Raw genomic sequence first — 23,249 nt, 5'->3', positions numbered from 1 at the left:
AGCACCCTCAGCCACCCCAGCACCCCTAGCCCCTCCCGGCCCCATCTGAGGGGTTAACCCCTCAGGCTGTGGGTTGCCACCCCTGATCCTGAGGGGGCAACCCACCATCTGAGGGGTTAACCCCTCAGATGGGGCGTGGGGGCGGGCGCAGTGGGTGGGGGCAGCCGGGGGGTTCGGCCGGTGCGGGGAGCAACCGAAGGTGGTCGGCGACTCAGCTGGCGCGGAAGCTCAGGAACTTGGTGCTCGGGTAGCTGTGGAAGTTGTTCGCGGGCTCGACGGAAGCCGGGCCCGTGCAGTTGGTGGTGCGGTAGAGGTAGATGTCCTTGGTGCTCCAGTTGAAGAGGGCGCCGGGGACGAAGGGCAGCACCGTGCAGGAGTTGCTCGGGGTCGGATAGAGGACGCTGTTGCCGGTGAAGCTGGTGGTTTCGTAGAAGCAGGCGACGCCTGGCGTGCAGGCGGTCGACGTCGACTGGTCCTGGTACGCCGAAGCCGGCACCACACCGACCGCGACGACGGCCGCGGTTGCGGTGGCTCCGAGGGCGAGACGAAGTTTCACGAGGAGTCCTCCAGGGTTGGGAAGGCGGTTTCCCTGACCCTGGAAAGCCTATAGTTGAGGATTCACCAAAGCGGTTTCTACCGGCGTGCCGGGAGCAGGCGGCGCTTCGGTTCCTCGCGGTCGATCCAGTCCAGGTCGTCGGACAGGACCGCGTCGTTGGTGCGGCCGTCGTCCACCACCGGCGGAGGCGGCGGGGGTGGCAGGGCCCGGACCTTGAGGGCGACCATCGGGATCGCGAGCAGCACGGCCAGCGTCAGCCACGGCCAGTACTCCCGCAGTACAGGCTCGAAGGCGTCGAAGAACGCGTCGGTACCGGCGTTGGCGATCTCGTCCGTCGACTTGCCCTTTGCCGCCGAGACCGCCTGGAGCCCCGCGACGATCGCGAACGACGCCAGGTAGAACGCGATCAGCGGCACCCAGTACACCGCCGACCGCCAACCGCGCCGCCAGCACGCGACGTACAAGACGATCGTCAGGCCCATCGCGACCAGCAGTCCGTTGAGCTGCCAGAGCCAGCGCCAGTCCTGCAGCTCACCGGCCGGCCGCAACGCGTACCAGGCGACCGGCACCGACAACGCAAAGGCCGCCAGCACCGTACTCCGGATGCCCAGGGCACCGAAGAACGCACCCGCGACACTTGCCACCAGCAACAGCGCCAGCAATCCCTTGTCGGACAGGTCATACCCGCTCAGCCACCAGGCGCCCCCGGCAACAACCAGGACCAACGGCGTCGCGATCCGCACCCGCCCGACGATCAGCCCGGCCAGCACTCCCCCGGTGAATCCGCCCAGCACGAGCAGATCCACCCGGGGATCGACGAACGTGGTCGAGCCGGCCGGCAGCCCCTTCAGGTACGTCGGTGCGAAGCCGGCGACGAACCAGGCGACCACCGCCGCCGGTATCGACCACAAGTAGCGCATGGAGAAACCCCGATCCGCCCCGGGCGGTGGAGTCCCGGGGATCAGTGCTGTGCTCGTTCGACCTTCGCCTTCAAGGTCTCCGGGTTATCGACGGTAGCTCCCTCGGACCGCAACCAGGCGTCAAGACTCGCCCGATCCTGCAGAGACATCACCGCGACCACGTCACCGGCCTTTGCTTCCCGGACGAGTGCCTGCGCCGCCTCGAGCTCGGTCGGGAAGGACGGTACGTCGTCGACACCGACCGAACCGGCCCCTTCCCGGAAGACCGCATCGAGTTCCTCGGGCGGTCGGCCACGCAGGTAGTCGCCCTTGTGCCCGATCACCACCCGATCCGCGCCACGAGCGCCGATCGCGCCCATCGCGCTGACCATGTCGTCGGCCCGGTCGCCCGGTGAGCCGAGCGCGAGCAGCAGTCGCCCACCCGGCTGACGGACGCCGTTCATGATCTCCAGCAGCGCTTCGAGACCGGCCTCGTTGTGGGCGAGGTCGATCACGACGGTGAAGTCGCGGACGGAGTACATGTTCATCCGGCCCGGGTTGTTCTCGGCCGGCGAGAAGGTGCTCAGGCCCTCGATCACCGCGGCGCGGGGCAGCCCGAGACCAAGTGCCGCGGAGGCCGCAGCCAACGCGTTCTCGACGTTGTAGTGCGACAGCCCGGACAGCGTCATCGGTACGTCGACGACCTTCAGCAGCGGCTCGGCGTCGCTGGACTGGTCCAGCACGGTGATGAACCCGTCGAGCACCGTCGTCGCCCGGCCGCCCTCGTCGAGCACGCTGCGGATCGACGGCGAGTCGGGATCGCGCGAGAACACCCAGCATTTGGCCGGCGAGTCGAGCCGCATCGCGAACGTCCGCGGGTCGTCGCCGTTCACCACACACCAGCCACGCGGCCGGGTGATCTTGGTGATCACGGCCTTCACCTCGGCGAGCTGGTCGACGGTGTCGATCCCGCCCAGGCCAAGATGGTCGGCGGTGACGTTGGTGACGACGGAGACGTCGTTGTACGCCACGCCGACACCGCGTCGCAGGATGCCGCCGCGCGCGGTCTCGGTGACGGCCAGCTGGACGCCCGGCTGCGACAGCACCTGACCGGCCCCGCTCGGACCGGAGAAGTCGCCGTACTTGACCAGCTCGCCGTCGAAGTACACGCCGTCAGTGCTCGACCAGCCGACGTGCAGCCCGGCCGCGCGACCGATGTGCGCGATCATCCGCGAAGTGGTCGTCTTGCCGTTCGTGCCGGTGACCGCGACGACGGGGATCTTCGGCCGCAGCGTCGGCGGCGCGTCGCCGGCCGGTTCGTTGCGGACCCGATCGCCGACGGACGCGACCAGCTCGGGCAGCTCCTCCGTACCGAAGGCATCGACCACCTCGACGATCGCCTGCCCGAGCGCCCGGGCACGACCCTCGTGCGCCCACGGAAAAGCGACCACGAGCCGATGCACATCGGTCTCGGACCTGACCCGTACGCCGATCCGCCCGATCCCCGCCTCGCGCGCGATCCGCCGGACGATGTGCCCGACCACGCGCACAGCGAACCGCTGCCGGAACCCCGACCCGATCCGCCCGGGCCGGGTCGCGCCGAGCCCGAGGGCCTGCGCATACGCCTTCGCCGCCGGAGCCGGCGCGTCGATCAGGGTCGTCAGGTCGAGCGTGAGCTTGATCGCCGCCCGGCTGAAGTACAGGTTGGCCCCGTCCAGGACGCGGAGCTCTACCAAAGAGGTGGACACAGCTAGGCACCCATCGCGTGAAAGCCGCCGTCGACGTGGATGATCTCGCCGGTGGTGGAGGGGAAGAAGTCACTGAGCAGCGCGACGATCGTCTTGCCGGTCGGTTCGAGGTCGGACGGGTCCCAGCCCAGCGGGGCCTGGTCCAGCCACGGGCCTTCGAACTTCTCGAAGCCCGGGATCGCCTTCGCGGCCAGCGTCTTCAGCGGGCCGGCTGAGACCAGGTTGCAGCGGATCCCCTGCGCGCCGAGGTCCCGCGCGAGGTAACGCGAGGTCGACTCCAGCGCCGCCTTGGCGACCCCCATCCAGTCATAGCCCGGCCAAGCAACGGACGCGTCGAAGGTCAGCCCGACGATGCTGCTCCCCCGGCTCATCAGCGGCGCACACGTCACCGCAAGCGACTTCAGGCTGTACGCCGAGACGTGCACCGCGCGCGACACGTCGTCCCACGGCCCCTCGAGGAACTTGCCGCCGAGGATCGTCTCCGGGTTGCCGTAGGCAATCGAGTGCACGACGCCGTCCAGGCCGTCGACGTGCTCACGGACCGCGTCCGGCAGCGCGGCGAGGTGCTCTTCGTCGGTGACGTCCAGCTCGATCACCGGCGGCGTGACCGGCAGCCGGCCGGCGATCCGTTTGGTGATGTTCAGCGCCCGGCCGAAGTTCGAGATCAGCACCGTGGCGCCTTGTTCCTGCGCCACCTTGGCGGTCGCGAAGCCGATCGAGGAGTCGAGCGTGACGCCCGCGACCAGGATCCGCTTGCCGTCGAGGATGCCCACCGGCATGCCCTTTCTCAAAAGAAGAAGAAGTAGTTAGTTGCCCATGCCGATGCCGCCGTCGACCGGGATCACCGCGCCGGTGATGTAGCCGGCTTCCTCGGACGCGATCCAGCGGACGGCCTTGGCGATCTCCGACACGTCGCCGAAGCGGCCGAGCGGGATCTGGCTCAGGTACAGCTTCTGGGTCTCCTCCGGCAGGACCGCCGTCATGTCGGTCTCGACGAAACCGGGCGCGACCACGTTCGTGGTGATGCCGCGGCTGCCGAGCTCGCGCGCCATCGAGCGCGCCATCCCGATCAGGCCGGACTTGCTGGCGGCGTAGTTGACCTGGCCGGCCGAGCCGAGCATGCCGACCACCGAGGAGATGAAGACGATCCGGCCCCGGCGCAGCCGCAGCATGCCCTTGGCCGCGCGCTTGGCGACCCGGAACGAGCCGGTCAGGTTGGTCGCGATGACCGAGTCCCAGTCGTCCTCGGACATCCGCAGCAGCAGCGTGTCGCGGGTGATGCCGGCGTTCGCGATCAGCACCTCGACCGGGCCCTGCTCGGCCGCGATCGTGTCGAACGCCGCCTCGACCTGCTCGGCGTCGGTGATGTCGCACTTGACCCCGAGGAAACCCTCCGGCGGCTCACCGCTGCGGTAGGTGACGGCGACCTGGTCGCCCGCCTCCTTGAAGGCGGTCGCGATGGCCAGGCCGATGCCCCGGTTGCCCCCGGTGACCAGTACCGATCTCGCCACGTTCCATCTCCTCACAGAAGTGATTCAGCCGCTGTACGGCGCTGCCGGACGAACGGTATCTCCCGCCCCCACCGGTACTGCGAACCGGGCGGCCCCGGCGGTTCGCAGTACCGCTCTCGCCCGCGCAGTACTCAGCTGTCCTCGAGCCGGAAGCCGACCTTCAGCCCGACCTGGTAGTGGTCGATCGCGTTGTCGACGATGTGGCCGCGGATCTGGGTCACCTCGAACCAGTCCAGGTGCCGCAGCGTCTCGCCGGCCCGGGTGATCGCGTTGGTGATCGCCGCGTCGACGCCCTCCTTGGAGGTGCCGACGAGCTCGGTCACGCGGTAGGTGCGGTCGGTCATGACTGTTCCCCTTCGCCTGGGTACGCCGGAACTTCTGCACCGGCGTACCGTTGGGTGTTGGTGAGGAGAATAGATGTCATTGCGCAGTAAGCGGGGTCGCGACGACGCGACCGTCATCTCGGTGACGAGTGCCCAGCCCGGCCGGTCCGAGGACCTGGAGAGCCGCATCTTCCGGTACGCCTGGATGATGTCGTTGCGGGTGGTGTGTTTCGTCGCCGCCGTGATCACCCCCTCGCCGTGGCGATGGATCCTGCTCGTCGGGGCGGTTTTCCTGCCGTCGGTGGCCGTTGTACTGGCCAATGCGCGGCGGACGAAAGAGGTCTCCGGAGCCGAGGTCTACGTGCCGCCGGCCCGGCCACAACTGGGTCAGGATCACGACACCGAAAAGTGATCTGCGTCGGGACTGGATTCTCATGACGGATCCGTGTCAGAATCTGCGTGCTCTGAAGTTCACGGTTGGAATTCAGGGTCTTGATGCGGCGTCGGACGGCTCCCCCCGTGGCTGTCCGACGTCGCTTCATTTTGCCCAGGCTATTGATTATTGAGTGGTCAGGAACAATTGCCTGTACCGACCTGAAAGACCCCTGGGAGACCCCGCTGTGACCGACGAAGCTCTACCGTCCACCTGCTCTGCAAGGGGATGCGGCAACCCCGCGACCTGGGCGTTGTTGTGGAACAACCCGAAGATCCACACCCCCGACCGGCGCAAGACCTGGCTGGCCTGTGACGAGCACAAGCAGAGCCTGTCCGACTTCCTCGGCGCGCGTTCTTTCCTGCGCGAGGTGGAGGCTTTCCCGGCGCCGAAAGCCTGACGCCGGAGTGCGTTACACCGGAAAAAGTAAATTTCCGGTTCAGAAAGGTCAGCCGCCGATCGCGGACATCGGCCGGACCGGCTGCAGAAAGCTCGGGTCGTTGATGCCATGACCGGGCAGTTTGCCGCGCATCGCCCGGCGCCAGCGATCGGCCAGTTCGTCGTCGTCGGCGCCGTCGCGCAGCGCCGTCCGGAGATCCGATTCGGTCCGGGCGAAGAGGCAGTCGCGGACCTGGCCGTCGGCGGTCAGCCGGACCCGGTCGCAGTCACCGCAGAACGGACGCGTGACGCTCGCGATGATGCCGACGGTGGTCTCGTACCCGCCGACGGTGAAGGACTCGGCCGGAGCGCTCCCGCGCGCCGCCGCGTCGGTCGGCGACAACGTGAACCGCTCGCCGAGGAGTGCGAGGATCTCGTCCGCGGTCACCATCTGGTCCCGGGTCCAGCCGTGCTGGGCGTCCAGCGGCATCTGCTCGATGAACCGCAGCTCGTAGCCGTGGTCGAGGCAGAACTGCAGCAACTCCGGCGCCTGGTCGTCGTTCACGCCGCGCATGAGGACGGCGTTGACCTTCACCGGCGTCAGGCCGGCATCGTGGGCCGCGGCAAGACCTGCCAGTACGTCCTTCAGCCGGTCGCGCCGGGTCATCTGCTGGAAGGTGTCCGGCCGGACAGTGTCGAGGCTCACATTCACCCGGTCCAATCCGGCCTCGCGCAACGCGGTCGCCTGGCGGGCCAGGCCGATGCCGTTGGTGGTGATCGACAACTGCGGGCGGGGCTGGAGCTTCGCCGTCCGGGTGACGATGTCGACCACGCCGCGACGCAGCAGCGGTTCGCCGCCGGTGAAACGGATCTCGTCGACGCCGAGGCGGGTGACCGCGATCTCGATCAGCCGGACGATCTCGTCGTCGGTCAGCAGTTCGGGCTTGGCGAGCCAGTCCAGGCCCTCTTCGGGCATGCAGTAGGTACAGCGCAGATTGCAGCGGTCCGTGAGGGACACGCGCAAGTCGGTGGCGACCCGGCCAAAGTTGTCGGCGAGGCCTGTCTGGGTCGTGCTGGGCGCTGTCATCCGGGCCAGCTTACGTCGCAGGTAGCAGCCGACGGCCGGGCGTTTCGGTGGATGGCTTAAGTTCGAACCGTGCGTCGTCTGATGAATGTCCGGTGGATCGCCACTGCGCTGGTGATCCTCCTCCTGTCCGGGGTGTGCGTGGAGCTCGGCCGATGGCAGCTGCACCGGCTGGACGCCCGCAAGGCGCGCAACGAGGTCACCCGGACGAACCTGGCCGCTCCGGCGGCGCCGCTGGCCGAGATCGTCGGGCCGCAGCGCGTGATCGGTGAGCAGCACGACTGGCGCACAGCGGTCGTCACGGGTCGGTACGACGCGAGCAAGCAGGTCGTGATGCGGTACCGGAACGTCAACGACCGCCCCGGGTTCGAGATCGTCACCCCGTTGCTCCTGAGCGACGGGAGCGCCGTACTGGTCGACCGGGGTTTCTTGCCCAAGCAGGGCGGCGAGCTGGCGCCCAGCAGCATCCCGGCCGCGCCCACCGGCGAGGTCACCGTCACCGGCCGCCTTCGGCGCAGTGAACGTGGCGGGCACACCAGCGGCGGTACGCCGGACAACGGGACTGCCCGGCTCATCAACGGACCTGACTTCGCACCTGTCCTCGGCCTGACGCTTTATGACGGGTACCTGACGGTGGAGCAGCAGGTGCCGGCCGCGGACCCGGCTTTCGGCGGGTTCCCGGGGCCGGAGATCGACGACGGACCGCACTTCTTCTACGCGTTGCAGTGGTTCTTCTTCGCCCTGCTGGCGATCGGCGGGCTGGTCTACTTCTCCCGGCGCGACGTGACGGGTGACAACGCCAGTACAGACAGTGAGTCCGAGGCGCCGGCGGAGTCGTTGCCCTCTGCAACGACGGCGACTGGGGCACCGCGGGGTCCGGGCGGTTCGTAGTACCGGCTTGCCGTTGCCTGCGGCTACCACCGGCGTGTCGGGGCCTGTGCACACGGTGATCGCGGTTCCGACGCTGGTGGCAACGACCTTGCGGTGAGACGGCAGTCCATGGAGTGAGATCGTTGCCATCTCGCGCGGCGCGCGCGGCGGCGAGATCAGGCGGCGTCAGGCAGGATGGAGCCGTGGACCTAGGACTCGAAGATCGCATCTACATCGTCACCGGCGCCAGCGGTGGGCTGGGCTTCGCCACCGCGAAGGCCCTTGCCGCGGAAGGCGCCCGGCTGGTCATCTCCAGCCGCAACGAGGAGTCGATCTCCCGCGCGGCGGCCGAGCTCGGAGACAACGTCGTCGGCATCCCCGTCGACAACGCCGACCCGGAGAGCGCCGAGCGGCTGGCCGCGACCGCGGTCGCCAAGTGGGGTGCCCTGCACGGCGCCCTGATCAGCGTCGGCGGGCCCCGGCCTGGTACGGCGATGGACACCGAGGAGGACGACTGGCGCGCAGCCTTCGACAGCGTCTTCCTGGGCGGTCTCCGCATCGCTCGCTCGGTTGCCCGGGCCGGCACGGACGGTACGTCGATCGCCTTCGTGCTCTCCTCATCGGTGAAGTCGCCGATCTCGGGACTGGCGATCTCCAACGGACTGCGCCCGGGCCTCGCGATGATCGCCAAGACGCTCGCCGACGAGCTCGGGCCGAACGGCGTCCGGGTCAACGGGCTGATGCCCGGCCGGATCGCGACCGACCGGCTGAAGGAGCTGGACGGCAAGGCCGCCGATCCCCTCGCCGCCCGGCGCGCCGCGGAGAAGGCGATCCCGCTGCGCCGCTACGGCGAGCCGGACGAGTTCGGCCGGGTGGCGGCGTTCGTGCTCTCCCCCGCCGCGTCCTACCTGACCGGCGCCATCATCCCGATCGACGGCGGCGCCCTCCGCGCCATCTGAGCTCTACGACCACTTCCGCTCGTTCGGAGCTCTACTCCTCGACGTCCTTGGGCCGGTCGCGGTCCTTGGACGGCTGCACGCGCTTGGGCTCGCCCGGCATCTTCGGATACTCGGGCGGGTACGGCATGTCGCCCTCGCCGAAGTCGCGTTCGTGCTTGGCAGACAGCTCCAGCAGCGACTCCAGCGAGAACGCCTTCTCGCCGACCGCCGCATGCAGATCACCGACCTCCGCGAAGCGGGCCGGCATCGTCAGTACGTCGAAGTCGTCCGGCACCACCTCAGAGACTTCCTCCCAGCGCAGCGGAGCCGAGACGCGGGCCCGGGCGTTGGGACGGACGGAGTACGCCGAGGCGATCGTGCGGTCGCGGGCCATCTGGTTGTAGTCGATGAAGACGCGTTCGCCACGCTCCTCCTTCCACCAGTTCACCGTGACCTGGTCCGGCATCCGGCGGGACAGCTCGCGGCCGACCGCGATGACGGCACGGCGGGCCTGGACGAAGTCCCAGCGCGGTTCGATCGGGACGTACACGTGCAGGCCGCGACCACCCGACGTCTTCGGGTAGCCCTCCAGGCCGTGCTCGGCCAGCAGCTCACGGAGTACCGGAGCTACCACTGCCGCGCTCTTGAAGTCCGTGCCCGGCTGAGGGTCGAGGTCGATCCGGAGCTGGTCCGGCGAGTCGAGCTCGGGGCGGCGGACCGGCCAGGGGTGGAAGGTCAGGGTGCCGAGGTTGACCGCCCAGGCGACCACGGCCAGCTCGGTCGGGCAGACCTCGTCGGCGGGCCGGCCGCTGGGGAACTTGATCGTCGCCGTCTCGACCCAGTCGGGCGCGCCCTTGGCGACCCGCTTCTGGTAGAACGCGTCGCCCTTGTTGTCCATCCGGGTGGACAGCTTGGCGCCCTCGAACCAGCCGCCCGGCCAGCGCTCCAGGGTGGTCGGCCGGTCCCGGAGCGCGCCCAGGATGCCGTCGCCGACCGCGACGAAGTAGTTCACGATGTCCAGCTTGGTGAGCCCGCGGTCCGCGAAGTACGGCTTGTCCGGATTGCTCACCCGGACGGTCCGTCCCTCGATCTCGAGCTCGATTGCCTTGGTCGCCGCCATGCCGGTGACGCTACCGGCCGCCGGGGACCAAATGCCGTCACCCCCACGGAAAAGGGAAGTTTTCTCAACCCCTGGCCACCCTAGGTGACCGGGCGGTAACGTACCCGCACCTCGTTCCTGGGGCGTGAGGCCCCCGGGACACTCTTGAAGGAGCACGAGGATGAAGAAATCCGCCCTGCTCGCCGCTGCTACCGCAGTGGCGACCTCAACCGCCCTAGGGCTCGGCGCCACCACGGCCACCGGCGCACCGAAGGCAGACCCGGGCACCACCCCCGCCGCAGCGGTCGCCCGGGCCAAGGCTGCGATCTCAGAGAATCTCGGCACGCTCAGAGCCACCGGCGCCGACGCCTTCCTCGTGAAGGACGTCATCCTGGACGCCGACGGCACCAGCCATGTCCGGATGGACCGGACGATCGGTGGTCTGCCGGTGCTCGGTGGCGACGTGGTCATGCACCAGGCCAAGGACGGCGCTCTCAAGAGCGTCAGCCAGACCCTCACCCAGTCGGCCGACGTCAGCCGCACGCCCAAGGTCAGCATCGCCACCGCCCTCGCCAAGGGCGTCACCGGCGGTCTCAAGGCCGAGGGCAAGCCGTCCCTGGTCATCGAAGCCCGCAAGGGTGCGCCACGGCTCGCCTACCTGGTCACCAGCGGCGGCACCCAGGCCGACGGCACCCCGAGCAACGTGACCACGACGATCGACGCCCTGACCGGCGCCAAGCTCGTCAGCGAGCAGCACATCGAGACGGTCACCGGCGACGGCAAGAGCCTGTACTCCGGAACCGTGCCGATCGACACCACGGCCGTCAGCGGCGGGTTCAACCTGACCGACCCGGTGCGCGGCGGCGGGACGACCCTCGACGCGCAGAACAAGACCGACTCGATCCTGTGCCAGCTGTTCGGTCTCGGCTGCCCGACGGCGGTCAAGTTCCTCGACGCGGACAACCACTGGGGTACCGGCCTGAACACCGACCGGGCCTCGGCCGCGGTGGACGCGCACTACGGCGCGGCGACCACGTTCGATTACTACAAGAACATCCACAACCGCAACGGCATCTTCAACGACGGCAAGGGCGTCCCGAGCCGCGTCCACTACGGCACGAACTACGTGAACGCCTTCTGGGACGGCAAGAAGATGACGTACGGCGACGGCGACAACGTCGTCGCGGGCCCGCTCGTCTCGATCGACGTGGCCGGCCACGAGATGTCCCACGGCGTCACCTCGGCGACCTCCAACCTGACCTACTCCGGTGAGTCCGGCGGCCTGAACGAGGCGACCAGCGACATCTTCGGGACCTCGGTGGAGTTCTACTCCAACAACGCGAACGACCCGGGCGACTACTACATCGGCGAAGAGATCATGAAGGACCGGCCGGCCCTGCGGTTCATGGACAAGCCGAGCAAGGACGGCAACTCGGCCGACTGCTGGTCGTCCGGCGTCGGCAACCTCGACGTGCACTACTCGTCGGGCGTGGCCAACCACTTCTTCTACCTGCTGTCCGAGGGCACCGGCGCGAAGACCATCGGTGGCCTGCCGCACAACTCGACCAGCTGCAACGGGACGACCTTCGGCGGGATCACGCAGGCCAAGGCCGCCAAGATCTGGTACCGGGCGCTGACGACGTACTTCACCACCGGTACGACGTACGCCCAGGCGCGGGTCGCGACGCTCAACGCGGCCACCGACCTGTACGGCGCCGCCAGCGCCGAGCGGGCCGCCGTGGCGACCGCGTGGTCGGCGGTCAGCGTCAACTGAGTCTTGTGATCGCCGGGCCCTGTCCCACTGGGGCGGACAGGGCCTGGCGATTGCGGGACGCTTACGTAGGCGGACGCCATGGGGTTTTGGTTGACCGGCCGCCGATAATGGGGACATGACAGAGAGCACCAGGCAGTACGCAGTACAGAAGTCCGACGAGGAGTGGCGCGCGAAGCTGTCCCCGGCGGAGTTCCAGGTCCTCCGCAAGGCCGGTACCGAGCGCCCGTTCACCGGCGAGTACACCGACACCAAGACCATCGGCGTCTACAAGTGCCGTGCCTGCGACGCCGAGCTCTTCCGCAGCGAGACCAAGTTCGACTCGCACTGCGGCTGGCCGTCCTTCTTCGCCCCGCTCGCCGAGGACCGGGTCGAGTACATCGAGGACCACGACCTCGGCATGAAGCGGGTAGAGGTCCGCTGCGCCAACTGCGGCTCCCACCTCGGCCACGTCTTCGAAGGCGAGGGCTACGGCACCCCCACCGACCTCCGCTACTGCATCAACTCCGTCAGCCTGTCCCTGACCCCGGCGGAGTAGTCAGCCCAGCAGAGCCGCGCGGTTCGTCAGGATGTACGAGACGGCCGCGCGGTAGCCCCCGGCGTGATCCTCGTCCCGGTGTACGTCGAACGCCGGGTTCCCGGCTCTGACCTGCTGCTCGATGTTCGCCGCGTGCGACAGCAGTCGGATGACGATCAGATCCAGCACCGCCGACGGTTCCACGCCCAGCGCGTAGGAGTCGCAGAACAACCGCAACCGCCGGGCCCGATCGGGTTCGGCGCGCCACCCGAACGGCTCCAGCCAGGCCGGCGGATGGAACGGTACGAACTGGTATGCGGCGTACGAGAGATCCCAGACCCGGTTCGACGGGCGGATCGTGTCCCAGTCGATGATGCCGACCACCTGGGCGCCCTCGAAGAGCAGGTTCCAGGGCGCGAGGTCGTGATGACCGATGCAGTCGATCGCCAGTGGTGCGGCCACCTCCAGGTCGTTCCAGGCCGTTGGGTCGACCGGCTCGAAGCCAGCAGTCGCGTCGTGCAGCCGGCGGATTGCACGGGCTACGTTGACCAGCGCTTCGTCCGAGCGGAGGTCGTCGCTGAGCGGCGGGTGGCCCGCTGTGCCAGGCAGGTACGAGAGCGTCTCGGTGTCTTCGTCGGCTTCGAGGAAACGTGGTGACAGCTCGAAACCGGCCTGCTCGAGGTGTTGGAGCAGGGCGTGGGTGTTCGCGGTGCTGCGGCGGCGGTGGATCGAGTCGGCGCGGCGTACCGGCTTGGAGAAGCGGCCGCCGGGGAGGACCTCGTCCATCAGATCGGGGTGGCGAGGGCTACTGGGTTGTTGTCCGGGTCTGAGACGTAGGCCTGGCGTTCACCCCAGGGCATGGTGGCCGGCTCCTGGAGGATCGGGTAGCCGGCCGCTCGGAAGGATTCGACGGTGGCTGCGACGTCGTCCACGTAGACGAAGAGTTCGAAGCGGGGGGCCGTGCCGACGGTGATGCCCAGTTGGGCTTCGGGCCAGTTGGAGTCGGCGATTCCCAGCGAGGAGTCGCCGCGTTCGAGGCCGACGTAGTGGGGGTCGCCTTCGAGGGGGAACTGGTAGCGGGACTCATAGCCGAGCAGGGCGTAGAACTCCAGCGACCGGCGGACGTCGGTGACGTACAGGACCGGGAAGGCCTTGCGTTCCATCGTCACGCCAGGTTCGCGATCAGTTCACTCAGCCCGGTCCGCTTGCCGGTGTAGAAGGGGACCTCCTCGCGCACGTGCCGCCGGGCCGTCGACGCGCGCAGGTCGCGCATCAGGTCGACCATCCGGTGCAGCTCGTCGGCCTCGAAGGCGAGCATCCACTCGTAGTCGCCGAGTGCGAAGGACGCGACCGTGTTCGCCCGTACGTCGGGGTAGCCGCGGGCCATCTTGCCGTGCTCCGCGAGCATGAACCGGCGCTCCTCGTCGGGCAGCAGGTACCACTCGTAGGACCGCACGAACGGGTAGACGCAGATGTAGGCCCGCGCCTCCTCGTCGGCCAGGAACGCCGGGATGTGGCTCTTGTTGAACTCCGCCGGCCGGTGCAGCGCGAACTGCGACCAGACCGGCGCCAGGTGCCGGCCGAGCCGCGAGCGACGCAGCGCGTGGTACGCATCCTGCAGGGCGTCGGAGGTCGGGGCGTGCCACCAGACCATGAAGTCGGCATCGGCGCGGAAGCCCTCCACGTCGTACCAGCCGCGGATCACCACGTCCTGGTCGGCGCCGAGCTTGCCGAGCAGTTCGTTGAGCTCCACCACGAGCTCCTCGCGGTCCGCCTCGCCGAGCGGCGTCTCCACCTTGAACACCGACCACATGGTGTAGCGGATGACATTGTTCAGCTCGCGCGCCTTCGGCTTCGTCTCGGTCACTCAGCCATTGTCGCCAATGGATCTGCCCGACCGTGCCCCGGGTTGGCCCTACTCTTCGTGACAACAGTCACCATCAGGGGGAATCACCATGCGCGGTCTACCCAGAGCGGCCTCGATCCTGATCTGGATCACGGCCCTCGCCTACGTGTTCGTCGCTGCCATGGCGTGGCGCGACTACGCGGTGTACAAGGACGATCTGGCCAGTTGGGACCCCGCGGCGGTCGACTGGGTGGACGTGCTGTTCCTGGTCCCGGCCCTGTCGGCGGCCGTCGTCTTCGTCGTCTGGCTGTGGCGTGCCCGGACGGCTGCGGAGGCGATCAACCCGTGGTTCCCGCATCGTCATGATCGAGGCTGGGTGATCGCGAGCTGGATCGTCCCCATCATCTTCCTCTGGTATCCGCTGCAGGTCGTCACCGACGTCATCGCCGGCAGTACGGGGCAGGTCGAACCAGGCGTACCTGAGAAGCTGCCGGCCGGCAGCAACGTCGTCAACGTCTGGTGGGGCACCTGGATCGCCTACACCCTCGTTGATCTGTTTCCGGTCGGCCCGGACGAAGATCCGACTGCCAGTGACTTCCTCTGGGGTGCAGTGCACCCCACTGTGACCGCAGTGCTGAACGTCGTCTGCGCGGTCTACGCCGTCCGGGTGATCCGGCTGGTCACCGACCTGCAGGCGTCGACGCCTGCAGATGAGCTTGCACCTGGCTTGCCGCCTTACCAGCACTAGCGACGCAGGCAGCGATCCCAACACCCCGGTACGCCGCTCCGCACACAGCCAACCCAGGTTGACCGGCAACGGCCGCCTCAACCCGGTCAACGCGGTCCAGGTGGCCGACGGCGTACTGCGGAAGCCCGCCGCCCCACCTGGTCACCAGCGACCCGACCACCGGCGTCTGCAGGCCCACAGCGGCTCGTAGATCCGCCGCTGCCAGAGCAGTGAGCTCCTCATCCGAGCGCTGGAGCACGTACTCCTCACCGAGCCGCCCGACCGAGCAGCGGAGTACTGCGAGGTCTCCCCCGGCGTCGGCGGACCACTGCCACTTGGCGTGCGAGTAGGTCGACGCCTTGATCGTGCGGCCCTCCACGGACGGCACCAGGAAGCCGGAGCCGGTTGCGGTCGACGGCCAGTCCGCCTTGCGCACCGCGAGCGTGACGATCGCCATGCTCGCGTACTGGATGGCCGCGAGCTCAGTAGCTGCTTGCGGGACCACGTCGGCGAGCATTCGGGCCGCTGGGGCTGCAGGGACGGCGATGACGATCGCATCGGCGTGGAGGAAGGTCGGGGCGGGTACTGGGCCGGTCTCGAGTTCGTAGCCGCCGGCGATCTGGCGGATCCGGCGTACGGTCGCACTGCGCTGGATCTGGACGCCACGGGCTAGCAGGTCCGTCTCCAGGGCGGTGATCAGCCGGTTGATGCCGCCCTTGATGCCTGCGAAGACAGGTGCTCCGGCCGTGTTGCGGCGCTGGCCGATCTCGCGCAGCTCGGAGGTTGCCGCCAGCAAGCTCGGGGCCGTCTTCAGCTTGGCGTAGAGCTCAGGTACCGCGGCCGCCAGCGAGATCTCCTCGGCACGACCGGCGTAGACGCCACCCAGCAGCGGGTCGACGAGGCGGTCCGTCACGGCTGAGCCCATGCGCTCGGCGACAAACCTGCCGATCGCCACGTCCTCTGTCAACGCGGGCGCTGCGAGCTCGGGCTCGTGTGCGACGGCCGCAGCTGCGTCCTCGCCCAGGACGTCGACGGTCGACTTCGGGTCCGTCGGCACGCCCATCACGGTCGGCGGGATCGCGCGGATGCGGTCGCCGATCCAGAGCCCGGCCGAGGTCGTTGCCGGATGCACCAGGTCGTCACCGAGCCCGACGGCCTGGATCAGGTCGACGGCTTCGGGACGGCGCGCGAGTACGGACTCGGCACCGAGATCCACCGGGATGCCTTCCAGTGAAGCCCCCGCCAACTTCCCACCCAGCCGCGGCGAGGACTCAAGGACGGTAATTCGAGGTGGGTTGGGCCCGCCGGCCAAAGCATGAGCCGCAGCCAGCCCGCTGATCCCGCCACCGACGACAACTACCGAGCGCTCCACGACCCCATCAGATCAGACGCCCAAAGCCAGCACGTACTCGATCCCCGGCCGGCCGCCGTACTCCCGCTCCCCGACCCGCACGAAGCCGGTACGTTCCAGCACCTTCTGCGATCCCACGTTGGTCAGATTGGTCCCCGCGCGAAGTTCCTTCAGGCCGTACTCGCCTGCCGCCAGCTCACACAGCTCGCGCACGGCGGCGGTCGCCAGCCCACGCCCGGTCCACCGCTCGGCGATCCGATACCCGAGCTCAGCAGACCCGTCGGCGACATCGACCAGATTCACCCGACCGACTATCTGCCCGTCGTCCTCCACCAGCACATGGAAGTGCAACTCCCCCGCATCCTGATCAATCAGCAGCTCAGCCAGCCGCTCGCCGAACTCAGCGAAGAACGCATCCCCACGATCGGAGATATGAGAGGCGAAGTAGCCCCGGTTCTCCACCTCGAAGGCAAGCAATGCGTCAGCGTGCTCAGCCCGCAATCGCTCAAGGCGAAGCCCCGGAGGCAGCCCCGCGCCGGGCGCAGCCGCTCCGCGGCTGGAGGGGCGTGGCGGGATCGGCGCTGACGACTCAGGCACGGGCCGACTTTTCGTGGACCGCCTTGACCACTCGGTGGAGGACGTCGGGGTCGGTGGTCGGGGGGACGCCGTGGCCGAGGTTGAAGATGTGGCCGGGGGCGGACTTGCCTTCGGCCAGGATCCGGTCGATCTCGGGCTCGATGGCGTCCCAGCCGGCGATCAGCAGGGCGGGGTCGAGGTTGCCCTGGACCGGCTTCGGCGATCCGCCGGCCGCGACGATCCGGCGTACGGCCTCGTCGAGCGGCACTCGCCAGTCGACGCCGACCACGTCCGCGCCGGCCTCGCTCATCAGGCCGAGCAGCTCGCCCGTGTTCACCCCGAAGTGCAGCCGCGGTACGCCGTACTGCTCCAGCGCCGCGAACACCTTCGCCGAATGCGGCTGCACGAACTCCGCATAGTCACGCGCCGACAACCCACCGGCCCACGAGTCGAACAGCTGGATCGCCGACGCACCGGCCTCGATCTGCACCGACAGATACGCGATCGCCACATCCGCCAGCCGGTCCGCCAAGGCGTGCCACAGCGACGGGTCGCCGTGCATCAGCGCCTTCGTCTTCGCGTGGTCCTTGCTCGGTCCGCCCTCGACCAGGTACGACGCGACCGTGAACGGCGCCCCGGCGAACCCGATCAACGGGGTCCCGCCAAGCTGCGACACCAGCCCTTGCACCGACTCGATGATGTACGGAACGTCGGCCTCGGTGACCGGGCGTACCGCGTCCAGACCGGCGAGATCACGGATCGGGTCCGCGACGACCGGGCCCACCCCGGGCTTGATCTCGACGCCGAAGCCGGTCGATTTCAGCGGCAGCACGATGTCGGAGTAGAAGATCGCCGCGTCGACGCCGTAACGGCGTACCGGCTGCAGCGTTATCTCCACGACGAGGTCGGGCCGCATACACGACTCGAGCATCGTCGTGCCTTCGCGGATCGCCTTGTACTCCGGCAGCGAGCGACCCGCCTGGCGCATGAACCAGACAGGCGTGTGCGGGACCGGTTCGCCCCGGGCCGCTCGCAGGAAGGCGGACTCCGGTAAGGCATCGGTAGCGGTGGGTGATTGAGCAGGTTGCGTCACGGGCACAGGACCGATGATCCCATGCCCGGAACCTGTCACCGGCGCGTCGTCACCGGCGTCGGTGAGTAATCAGTCGTAGGCTGCGAAGCATGGGTGCCCGCAAGCAGGTCGACGCGCCACCCGCGGAGTTCGCCGAGGCCCTCACTCAGTTGCGTGAGGCACGGTTCCGGCCCGAGGTGTTCGTCGAGGAAATGCCCGCCCCGCAGCGGATCGCTCCGCACGCGGCGGCGGTCAGTGCCGACGTGACGGTCGACGGTGACGATGTCGCCACCGGCCGGCTGGTCGTCCTCTACGACCCCGCGGGGAACGACGCCTGGCAGTCGACCTTCCGCTGTGTCGCGTATGTGCGTGCCGCCGTCGAACCGGAGATGGTGACGGACGCACTGCTCGGTGGCGTGGGCTGGACCTGGCTGATGGAGGCACTGGCCGACCGGGGCGCGGAGTACCTGGCCCCGAGCGGTACCGTCACCAGGGTGGTATCCGAGAGTTTCGGCGGGATGGCCGATGACGACGCGACGGCTGAGATCGAGATCCGTGCGTCCTGGAGTCCTGTCCCGGGGCCGGACGGGATGGTCGACGTGAGTCATCATGCCGAGGCCTGGGGCGAGGTGCTCTGTACAGCGGCGGGACTCCCGCCGGTACCGCCGGGGGTGGTCGCGATGCCGACCCGGCGCGGTCAGCGGGGCCGATGAGCCCGGCCGAGACCCAGCAGCAGCCGCCTGTCCCGGATGACCCGGCCGAAGACCAGCCACTGCTCGAGCTGCGCGACGGACTGTCCGACGTCATCGACACCGACCCGGCCCTGGCCGAGGTCGTCGAAGCCTTCCGCTCCGGCACCGGCCCGGTGGCCGTCGACGCCGAGCGCGCCTCGGGCTACCGCTACTCGCACCGCGCGTACCTGGTCCAGCTCCGCCGGGAGGGTTCCGGCTCGGCGCTGGTCGACCCGATTCCGTTCGGCGACCTGTCCTCGCTCGGCGACGCGATCGTCGACGCCGAGTGGATCATCCACGCCGCGAACCAGGACCTGGCCTGCCTGGCCGAGGTCGGCATGGTTCCGCAGACGGTCTTCGACACCGAACTGGCCGGGCGGCTTCTCGGTTATCCCAAGGTCGGGCTGGCGTCGCTCGTCAGCGAAGTACTCGGCTACAAGATGCGCAAGGAGCACTCGGCGGCCGACTGGTCGACGCGTCCGCTGCCCGGGCCGTGGCTGATCTACGCCCAGCTCGACGTCGAGATGCTGATCGAGTTGCGCGATGCCATCGAGGCCGAGCTGCGCCGCGAGGGCAAGTGGGAGTGGGCACAGCAGGAGTTCACCGCGATCCTGAGTGCGCCGCCGCGTGAGCCGAAGCCGGATCCGTGGCGACGGACGTCGGGCATGCATCGGGTGCGCAATCGCCGGAGTCTGGCGGTGGTACGGGCGTTGTGGGAGGCACGCGATCAGATCGCGGAGTCTGCTGACATCTCACCCGGGCGCATCCTTCCGGACGCGGCGATCGTCGAGGCGGCCGCAGCGATGCCGGTCGACCGCGACACGTTGCAGAAACTGACTGCCTTCAAGGGGCGCGGCGCACATCGCCACATGCGCACCTGGTGGGAGGCGATCGACCACGCCCGCCGCCTGCCGGACAGTGAACTTCCCAAGCAGGGCCCCCGGTACGACGGACCGCCACCGGCTCGCGCCTGGGCTGATCGCGACCCGGATGCGGCTGCTCGGCTGTCGGCGGCGCGCTCGGCCGTCAGCGAGATCGCCGAAGCCCACCGGCTCCCGACCGAGAACCTGCTCTCCCCGGACACGATCCGGCGACTGGCCTGGACCCCACCGGCCGACGCGGACCTGGCCGCAGTGTCGACGTTCCTGCGCGAGCACAACGCCCGCGACTGGCAGATCGGCCTCACCGCCGAGGTCCTCACCGACGCCCTCGCCACCGAGGCGACTCCGAACGAAACGCTCGAAGAACCTAGTTCTTAGTCTTCGCGCGGACATGCATGCGCTCACCCTGCCGACCGAACAGGCTGAGCACCTCGACCGGTCTTCCGTCCGCGCTGCCGAACCAGTGCGGGACCTTCGTGTCGAACTCCGCCACCTCGCCGGCGCCGAGCACCACGTCATGCTCGCCCAGCACCAACCGCAGCCGTCCCTGCAGGACGTAGAGCCACTCATAGCCCTCATGGCTGCGGAGGTTCGGCTCATTGCCGCGGTCCGGCACGATCAGCTTGTACGCCTGCAGCGGCCCCGGCGCCCGGGACAACGGCACGAACGTCTCCCCACTCGCCGACTTGTGCGGCCTCAGCTGCACTCGCGGATCACCGACCTCCGGAGCCCCGACCAGTTCGTCCAACGGCACCCGGTACGCCGTCGCGAGCGGCAACAGCAACTCCAGGCTCGGCCGGCGTTGCCCGGACTCCAGCCGCGACAACGTGCTCTTCGAGATACCGGTCGTTTCCGCTAGTACCGCCAGCGTGATCCCCCGCTGCGCCCGCAACCGCCGCAGCCGATCCCCCACCTCGTCGAGCACCGCCTGGTACGCCGGTTGTCCGTCCATGTGCAGCAGTGTCCCAGAAACAGCAACAAGAATTGCCGCTCCAGCCACCTGCGCCGCACTGTGCGGACATGACCCCGACCGCCGCCGAGCCGGCAACCCGTGCCTCGATCCCATGGGCCCTGACCGGCCTGTCCTTGTCCATGTTGCTGTCGTCCCTCGGCGTCAGCATCGCCAACGTCGCCCTGCCGACCCTGGCCGACTCCTTCGAGGCCACGTTCCAGCAGGTCCAGTGGATCGTCCTGGCCTTCCTCCTCGCCAGCACCACCCTGATCGTCACCGTAGGCCGCCTAGGCGACCTCACCGGGCGCCGCCGCCTCCTGCTACTCGGCATCTCCGTCTTCACCACCGCCTCGCTCGTGGCCGGCCTCGCCCCCACACTCTGGCTCCTGATCACCGCCAGAGCTGCCCAGGGCCTCGGCGCCGCCGTCATGATGGCGCTCACGATGGCCTTCGTAGGCGACATCGTCCCCAAGGCACGAACCGCCAGTGCGATGGGCCTGCTGGGCACAACCTCCGCGATCGGTACGGCGCTCGGCCCGTCCCTCGGCGGCGTACTGATCGGCACCTTCGGCTGGCGCACGATCTTCCTGATCAACCTCCCACTCGGACTCCTCACCTTCACCCTGACCATCAAGCACCTGCCGGCCGACCACAGCAGGCCTGCGATGCCGGCGCGGCGGTTCGACAACGCGGGCACTGCGGCGCTTGCCGGAACGCTTGCCGCGTATGCGTTGGCGATGACGGTCGGAGGCGACATCGGCGGCGCTCTGGGGTTCGGACGGAGCGCCGGCGTCGTGGGGTTGCTAGTCGTGGCGGTTGCCGGCTTGGCCACCTTCGTCCGGATCGAGACCCGAGCCGCCTCACCACTTGTCCGGCCTGCCGCCTTCCACGACCGCACGCTCAGACCAGTCTGGCCATGAGCGCTCTCGTCTCCACGGTGATGATGGCCACGCTGGTCGTCGGGCCGTTCTACCTCGCCAAGACGTTGGGCCTCAGGGCGGCCGTAGTCGGGCTTGTGCTGTCCGTGGGACCGCTTGTTGCGGCGCTCACCGGCGTACCGGCTGGGCGGGTTGCTGACCGGTTCGGCGTACGGCGGATGACCGTCGCGGGATTGGTTGCGATCGCAGTAGGCGCCGGTGCGCTGGCCGCGCTGCCGGCGAGGCTGGGGATCGTCGGCTATCTGGTGCCGATCGTCGTGATGACCAGCGGCTACGCGACCTTCCAGACGGCCAACAACACCGCCGTACTGACCGATCTCCCGCCCGACCAGCGCGGCGTCGTGTCCGGTCTGCTCAACTTGTCCCGCAACCTCGGCCTGATCACCGGTACCGCCGTGATGGGCGCCGTCTTCGCCGCCACCAACCTGCACTTCACCTTCGCAGTCGCAGCAGCCCTCATAGTCGCCGCCCTCACCCTCGCAATCGCCCGGCCGCGCGCCATCCGGCCACTCGAATCTGCCACCGTCAGCTAGTCGGCGCCGGGCTCGGCACCTACGCGTGGGTGCTGGACGGCCGCGCCGGTGGCCGCTGGGGAGCGACGCGAGGTGCTCAGGACCCGCGCCACCACAGCCGGGTGCAGCAGTGCGGTGGGTGGGTCGGCCAACTGGAGTACGCGATTGAAGGCGCGCGCCACCGGCACCGATATGTGGGCTGCACGGACCACCTGCGCGATGTAGCCGTTCAGCTGGGCAGTACCGGCCGGCCTGTCCCCCACTGTCTCCGGATGGCCGAAGTCCCCACCGACGGCGATGCGCCAGGGTGCTTCGATCACCCGGGCCGCCTTGCGATGGAACCGTCGCGGCAACTCCGGCGAGAGCACCCCAACACCCCGCGCCACCTCCTCCAGCGCAGCAGCCTGGAGCGCCGCCGACGACATCCCCTGCCCGTAGATCGGATCGAAGCTACTCGCCGCATCCCCCAGCGTGACCAGCCCTTGCAGCAACTGCGCCTTCTCGAAGTGCCGCCGCTGACTCGACGGAAACCGGTACGTCGCAACCTCCGACACCCACTCGCACCGCCCGATCAGCTGCCCAACCACCGGACTGGGCAACGACTCCGCGAACGCACGCACCCCGTCCTCGTCCCCAGGCGGCACATCCCCATGCACCCCCGCCAACGTCACCTGCCACCGCTCCCCCTCAACCGGCAGTACGGATCCACCCCGAAACGACCCCGGATTGTCCACACACGCAATGAAGTCCCCCTCGAAGTCCCCCGCCGAACGACGCATGAGGAAGGACGCGTACCCGATATCGATGCCCACCCGCGTAACCGGCACCTCAAGCCGCCCGGAGCTCGCCAGGTCATGGACGATCCGCGAATTCCGGCCCGAGCAATCGACCACCAGCTCAGCCGCCCGCTCCGCACCTCCGACCACAACCCCACTCACCCGCCACTCCCCGGCACCACCGCGGATTGCCTCGCCCGCTCCGGCCGGAGCCGCCCTGCGGTCCACAACGGTCAGCCGCTCGACCAGGGCGCCGTCTTCGATCGCCACCCCGGGCAGGGCTGCGACTCGTGCCCGGATCACCTGCTCCAGCAGGGGTCGGGTCATGCAGAGCACTGGCCGACCCCAGTCGCCGCGGGCTCGGTAGGCCCCACCCTGGTACACCCAAGCATTGCGGCCGTCGACTCGTACCGCGCCTCGGGTGACCAGCTCATCCTCGATGTCCGGGAACCAGTCGCAGAGCCGGTCCAAGCCGGCCGCGAGCAGCAGATGCAGGTGCCGGCCCTGCGGGACGTGGCCACGAGGTGCGACGGCACCTGGGAGCCGCTCGCGCTCCAGCACGACCACCGAAGCAGCGTGCTCAGCAAGGGCTCGGGCGGCGAGCAGCCCGGCAATGCTGCCTCCGACAACAATCACGCGCCCCTCACGCGACCTCGCCACGGCCCACCTCCCTCTCGTACTCAGGTTAGATCGCCGTAACCGCCCGCTCCCTTGACTGCCACGCCCGCCAGGTCAATCGTCAGAAGGAGGGGGATTTCCG

27 protein-coding genes are annotated in these 23,249 nt (G+C 68.9%); 11 read left to right on the top strand and 16 right to left on the bottom strand.

Annotated features, from left to right (window positions below):
* Nucleotides 1-211 precede the first annotated feature (211 nt).
* From ABD116_RS31360 to ABD116_RS31335, 6 genes are all read right to left on the bottom strand, one after another.
* Entirely contained in the window at nucleotides 212-556 is a 345-nt protein-coding gene (locus ABD116_RS31360) for a hypothetical protein (protein ID WP_343978513.1), read from the bottom strand.
* 77 nt (nucleotides 557-633) lie between these two features.
* Nucleotides 634-1,476 carry a hypothetical protein gene (locus ABD116_RS31355; RefSeq protein ID WP_343978510.1) on the bottom strand — a complete coding sequence of 281 codons (843 nt, stop codon included), beginning with the start codon at nucleotides 1,474-1,476 and terminating at the stop codon, nucleotides 634-636.
* 41 nt (nucleotides 1,477-1,517) lie between these two features.
* Nucleotides 1,518-3,203 carry a Mur ligase family protein gene (locus ABD116_RS31350; RefSeq protein WP_343978507.1) on the bottom strand — a complete coding sequence of 562 codons (1,686 nt, stop codon included), beginning with the start codon at nucleotides 3,201-3,203 and terminating at the stop codon, nucleotides 1,518-1,520.
* A 2-nt stretch (nucleotides 3,204-3,205) separates the two neighbouring features.
* A complete protein-coding gene (fabI, locus tag ABD116_RS31345) occupies nucleotides 3,206-3,982 on the bottom strand; it encodes an enoyl-ACP reductase FabI (protein ID WP_343978504.1) in 777 nt (258 codons plus the stop codon).
* A 27-nt stretch (nucleotides 3,983-4,009) separates the two neighbouring features.
* The gene (gene fabG / locus ABD116_RS31340) at nucleotides 4,010-4,714 is read right to left on the bottom strand and encodes a 3-oxoacyl-[acyl-carrier-protein] reductase (RefSeq protein WP_343978501.1); all 705 of its coding nucleotides are present in this window, start codon (nucleotides 4,712-4,714) and stop codon (nucleotides 4,010-4,012) included.
* A gap of 131 nt (nucleotides 4,715-4,845) precedes the next feature.
* Nucleotides 4,846-5,058 carry a dodecin gene (locus ABD116_RS31335; protein ID WP_343978498.1) on the bottom strand — a complete coding sequence of 71 codons (213 nt, stop codon included), beginning with the start codon at nucleotides 5,056-5,058 and terminating at the stop codon, nucleotides 4,846-4,848.
* 73 nt (nucleotides 5,059-5,131) lie between these two features.
* Here ABD116_RS31335 and ABD116_RS31330 point away from each other — a divergent pair, with 73 nt between their 5' ends.
* Both ABD116_RS31330 and ABD116_RS31325 read left to right on the top strand, forming a co-directional pair.
* Complete coding sequence (locus ABD116_RS31330) at nucleotides 5,132-5,449, top strand: DUF3099 domain-containing protein (protein ID WP_343978495.1); 318 nt, start codon at nucleotides 5,132-5,134, stop codon at nucleotides 5,447-5,449.
* 208 nt (nucleotides 5,450-5,657) lie between these two features.
* A complete protein-coding gene (locus ABD116_RS31325) occupies nucleotides 5,658-5,870 on the top strand; it encodes a hypothetical protein (RefSeq protein WP_343978492.1) in 213 nt (70 codons plus the stop codon).
* Between the two features lie 48 nt (nucleotides 5,871-5,918).
* Here ABD116_RS31325 and moaA read toward each other — a convergent pair whose 3' ends face one another.
* Nucleotides 5,919-6,935: a GTP 3',8-cyclase MoaA gene (moaA, locus tag ABD116_RS31320; RefSeq protein ID WP_343978489.1), complete on the bottom strand. Its 1,017-nt coding sequence runs from the start codon at nucleotides 6,933-6,935 to the stop codon at nucleotides 5,919-5,921.
* A gap of 69 nt (nucleotides 6,936-7,004) precedes the next feature.
* Between moaA and ABD116_RS31315 the strand changes: the two genes are divergently transcribed.
* On the top strand, nucleotides 7,005-7,823 hold the full coding sequence (locus tag ABD116_RS31315; RefSeq protein ID WP_343978486.1) for an SURF1 family cytochrome oxidase biogenesis protein: 819 nt from the start codon (nucleotides 7,005-7,007) through the stop codon (nucleotides 7,821-7,823).
* Between the two features lie 182 nt (nucleotides 7,824-8,005).
* On the top strand, nucleotides 8,006-8,761 hold the full coding sequence (locus ABD116_RS31310; RefSeq protein ID WP_343978484.1) for an SDR family oxidoreductase: 756 nt from the start codon (nucleotides 8,006-8,008) through the stop codon (nucleotides 8,759-8,761).
* A 31-nt stretch (nucleotides 8,762-8,792) separates the two neighbouring features.
* Here ABD116_RS31310 and ligD read toward each other — a convergent pair whose 3' ends face one another.
* Nucleotides 8,793-9,860 (bottom strand): non-homologous end-joining DNA ligase, encoded by a 1,068-nt coding sequence (gene ligD / locus ABD116_RS31305; RefSeq protein WP_343978481.1) that lies wholly within the window; start codon nucleotides 9,858-9,860, stop codon nucleotides 8,793-8,795.
* 160 nt (nucleotides 9,861-10,020) lie between these two features.
* On the opposite strand from ligD, the gene ABD116_RS31300 reads away from it, so the two are divergent.
* Together ABD116_RS31300 and msrB are read left to right on the top strand one after the other, a co-directional pair.
* Nucleotides 10,021-11,613, top strand: coding sequence for a M4 family metallopeptidase (locus tag ABD116_RS31300; protein WP_343978479.1), 1,593 nt, complete (start codon nucleotides 10,021-10,023; stop codon nucleotides 11,611-11,613).
* Nucleotides 11,614-11,728: 115 nt separating this feature from the next.
* Nucleotides 11,729-12,148 (top strand): peptide-methionine (R)-S-oxide reductase MsrB, encoded by a 420-nt coding sequence (gene msrB / locus ABD116_RS31295; protein ID WP_343978476.1) that lies wholly within the window; start codon nucleotides 11,729-11,731, stop codon nucleotides 12,146-12,148.
* Here the strand turns inward: msrB and ABD116_RS31290 are convergent, their stop codons facing one another.
* Genes ABD116_RS31290 through hemQ form a run of 3 tightly spaced genes read right to left on the bottom strand, consistent with a single transcriptional unit; the run spans nucleotide 12,149 to nucleotide 13,994 of the window.
* The gene (locus ABD116_RS31290) at nucleotides 12,149-12,913 is read right to left on the bottom strand and encodes a phosphotransferase enzyme family protein (RefSeq protein ID WP_343978473.1); all 765 of its coding nucleotides are present in this window, start codon (nucleotides 12,911-12,913) and stop codon (nucleotides 12,149-12,151) included.
* Complete coding sequence (locus ABD116_RS31285; protein WP_343979486.1) at nucleotides 12,913-13,290, bottom strand: VOC family protein; 378 nt, start codon at nucleotides 13,288-13,290, stop codon at nucleotides 12,913-12,915. The genes ABD116_RS31290 and ABD116_RS31285 overlap by 1 nt, the downstream gene beginning before the upstream one ends.
* Before the next feature lie 2 nt (nucleotides 13,291-13,292).
* Entirely contained in the window at nucleotides 13,293-13,994 is a 702-nt protein-coding gene (gene hemQ / locus ABD116_RS31280; RefSeq protein WP_343978470.1) for a hydrogen peroxide-dependent heme synthase, read from the bottom strand.
* 88 nt (nucleotides 13,995-14,082) lie between these two features.
* Between hemQ and ABD116_RS31275 the strand changes: the two genes are divergently transcribed.
* Nucleotides 14,083-14,721 carry a DUF4328 domain-containing protein gene (locus ABD116_RS31275; RefSeq protein WP_343978467.1) on the top strand — a complete coding sequence of 213 codons (639 nt, stop codon included), beginning with the start codon at nucleotides 14,083-14,085 and terminating at the stop codon, nucleotides 14,719-14,721.
* On the opposite strand, the gene hemG is transcribed toward ABD116_RS31275, so the two are convergent.
* From hemG to hemE, 3 genes are read right to left on the bottom strand one after another with little or no spacing between them, the layout of a single operon-like run.
* Nucleotides 14,654-16,072: a protoporphyrinogen oxidase gene (hemG, locus tag ABD116_RS31270; RefSeq protein ID WP_343978464.1), complete on the bottom strand. Its 1,419-nt coding sequence runs from the start codon at nucleotides 16,070-16,072 to the stop codon at nucleotides 14,654-14,656. The genes ABD116_RS31275 and hemG overlap by 68 nt on opposite strands.
* Before the next feature lie 12 nt (nucleotides 16,073-16,084).
* Nucleotides 16,085-16,648, bottom strand: a complete 564-nt coding sequence (locus tag ABD116_RS31265; RefSeq protein ID WP_343978462.1) for a GNAT family N-acetyltransferase — start codon at nucleotides 16,646-16,648, stop codon at nucleotides 16,085-16,087.
* Complete coding sequence (gene hemE / locus ABD116_RS31260) at nucleotides 16,641-17,726, bottom strand: uroporphyrinogen decarboxylase (protein WP_343978459.1); 1,086 nt, start codon at nucleotides 17,724-17,726, stop codon at nucleotides 16,641-16,643. The genes ABD116_RS31265 and hemE overlap by 8 nt, the downstream gene beginning before the upstream one ends.
* Nucleotides 17,727-17,809: 83 nt before the next feature.
* Here hemE and ABD116_RS31255 point away from each other — a divergent pair, with 83 nt between their 5' ends.
* Together ABD116_RS31255 and ABD116_RS31250 are read left to right on the top strand one after the other, a co-directional pair.
* Complete coding sequence (locus ABD116_RS31255) at nucleotides 17,810-18,412, top strand: DUF3000 domain-containing protein (protein ID WP_328323152.1); 603 nt, start codon at nucleotides 17,810-17,812, stop codon at nucleotides 18,410-18,412.
* Nucleotides 18,409-19,689: an HRDC domain-containing protein gene (locus ABD116_RS31250; protein ID WP_343978455.1), complete on the top strand. Its 1,281-nt coding sequence runs from the start codon at nucleotides 18,409-18,411 to the stop codon at nucleotides 19,687-19,689. The genes ABD116_RS31255 and ABD116_RS31250 overlap by 4 nt, the downstream gene beginning before the upstream one ends.
* Here ABD116_RS31250 and ABD116_RS31245 read toward each other — a convergent pair.
* Nucleotides 19,679-20,263 carry a helix-turn-helix domain-containing protein gene (locus ABD116_RS31245; RefSeq protein WP_343978452.1) on the bottom strand — a complete coding sequence of 195 codons (585 nt, stop codon included), beginning with the start codon at nucleotides 20,261-20,263 and terminating at the stop codon, nucleotides 19,679-19,681. The genes ABD116_RS31250 and ABD116_RS31245 overlap by 11 nt on opposite strands.
* Nucleotides 20,264-20,331: 68 nt before the next feature.
* On the opposite strand from ABD116_RS31245, the gene ABD116_RS31240 reads away from it, so the two are divergent.
* Nucleotides 20,332-21,183 (top strand): MFS transporter, encoded by an 852-nt coding sequence (locus tag ABD116_RS31240; protein ID WP_343978449.1) that lies wholly within the window; start codon nucleotides 20,332-20,334, stop codon nucleotides 21,181-21,183.
* The gene (locus tag ABD116_RS31235) at nucleotides 21,180-21,734 is read left to right on the top strand and encodes an MFS transporter (protein WP_343978446.1); all 555 of its coding nucleotides are present in this window, start codon (nucleotides 21,180-21,182) and stop codon (nucleotides 21,732-21,734) included. The genes ABD116_RS31240 and ABD116_RS31235 overlap by 4 nt, the downstream gene beginning before the upstream one ends.
* On the opposite strand, the gene ABD116_RS31230 is transcribed toward ABD116_RS31235, so the two are convergent.
* Nucleotides 21,731-23,149, bottom strand: a complete 1,419-nt coding sequence (locus ABD116_RS31230; protein ID WP_343978443.1) for an FAD-dependent monooxygenase — start codon at nucleotides 23,147-23,149, stop codon at nucleotides 21,731-21,733. The two genes, ABD116_RS31235 and ABD116_RS31230, sit on opposite strands and share 4 nt — an antisense overlap.
* Between the last annotated feature and the right edge of the window lie 100 nt (nucleotides 23,150-23,249).

Origin of the sequence: Kribbella koreensis, assembly GCF_039525325.1 — a bacterium.
Classification (GTDB): Bacteria; Actinomycetota; Actinomycetes; order Propionibacteriales; family Kribbellaceae; genus Kribbella; species Kribbella koreensis.
This window is presented reverse-complemented; position numbering and strand designations above follow the sequence as displayed.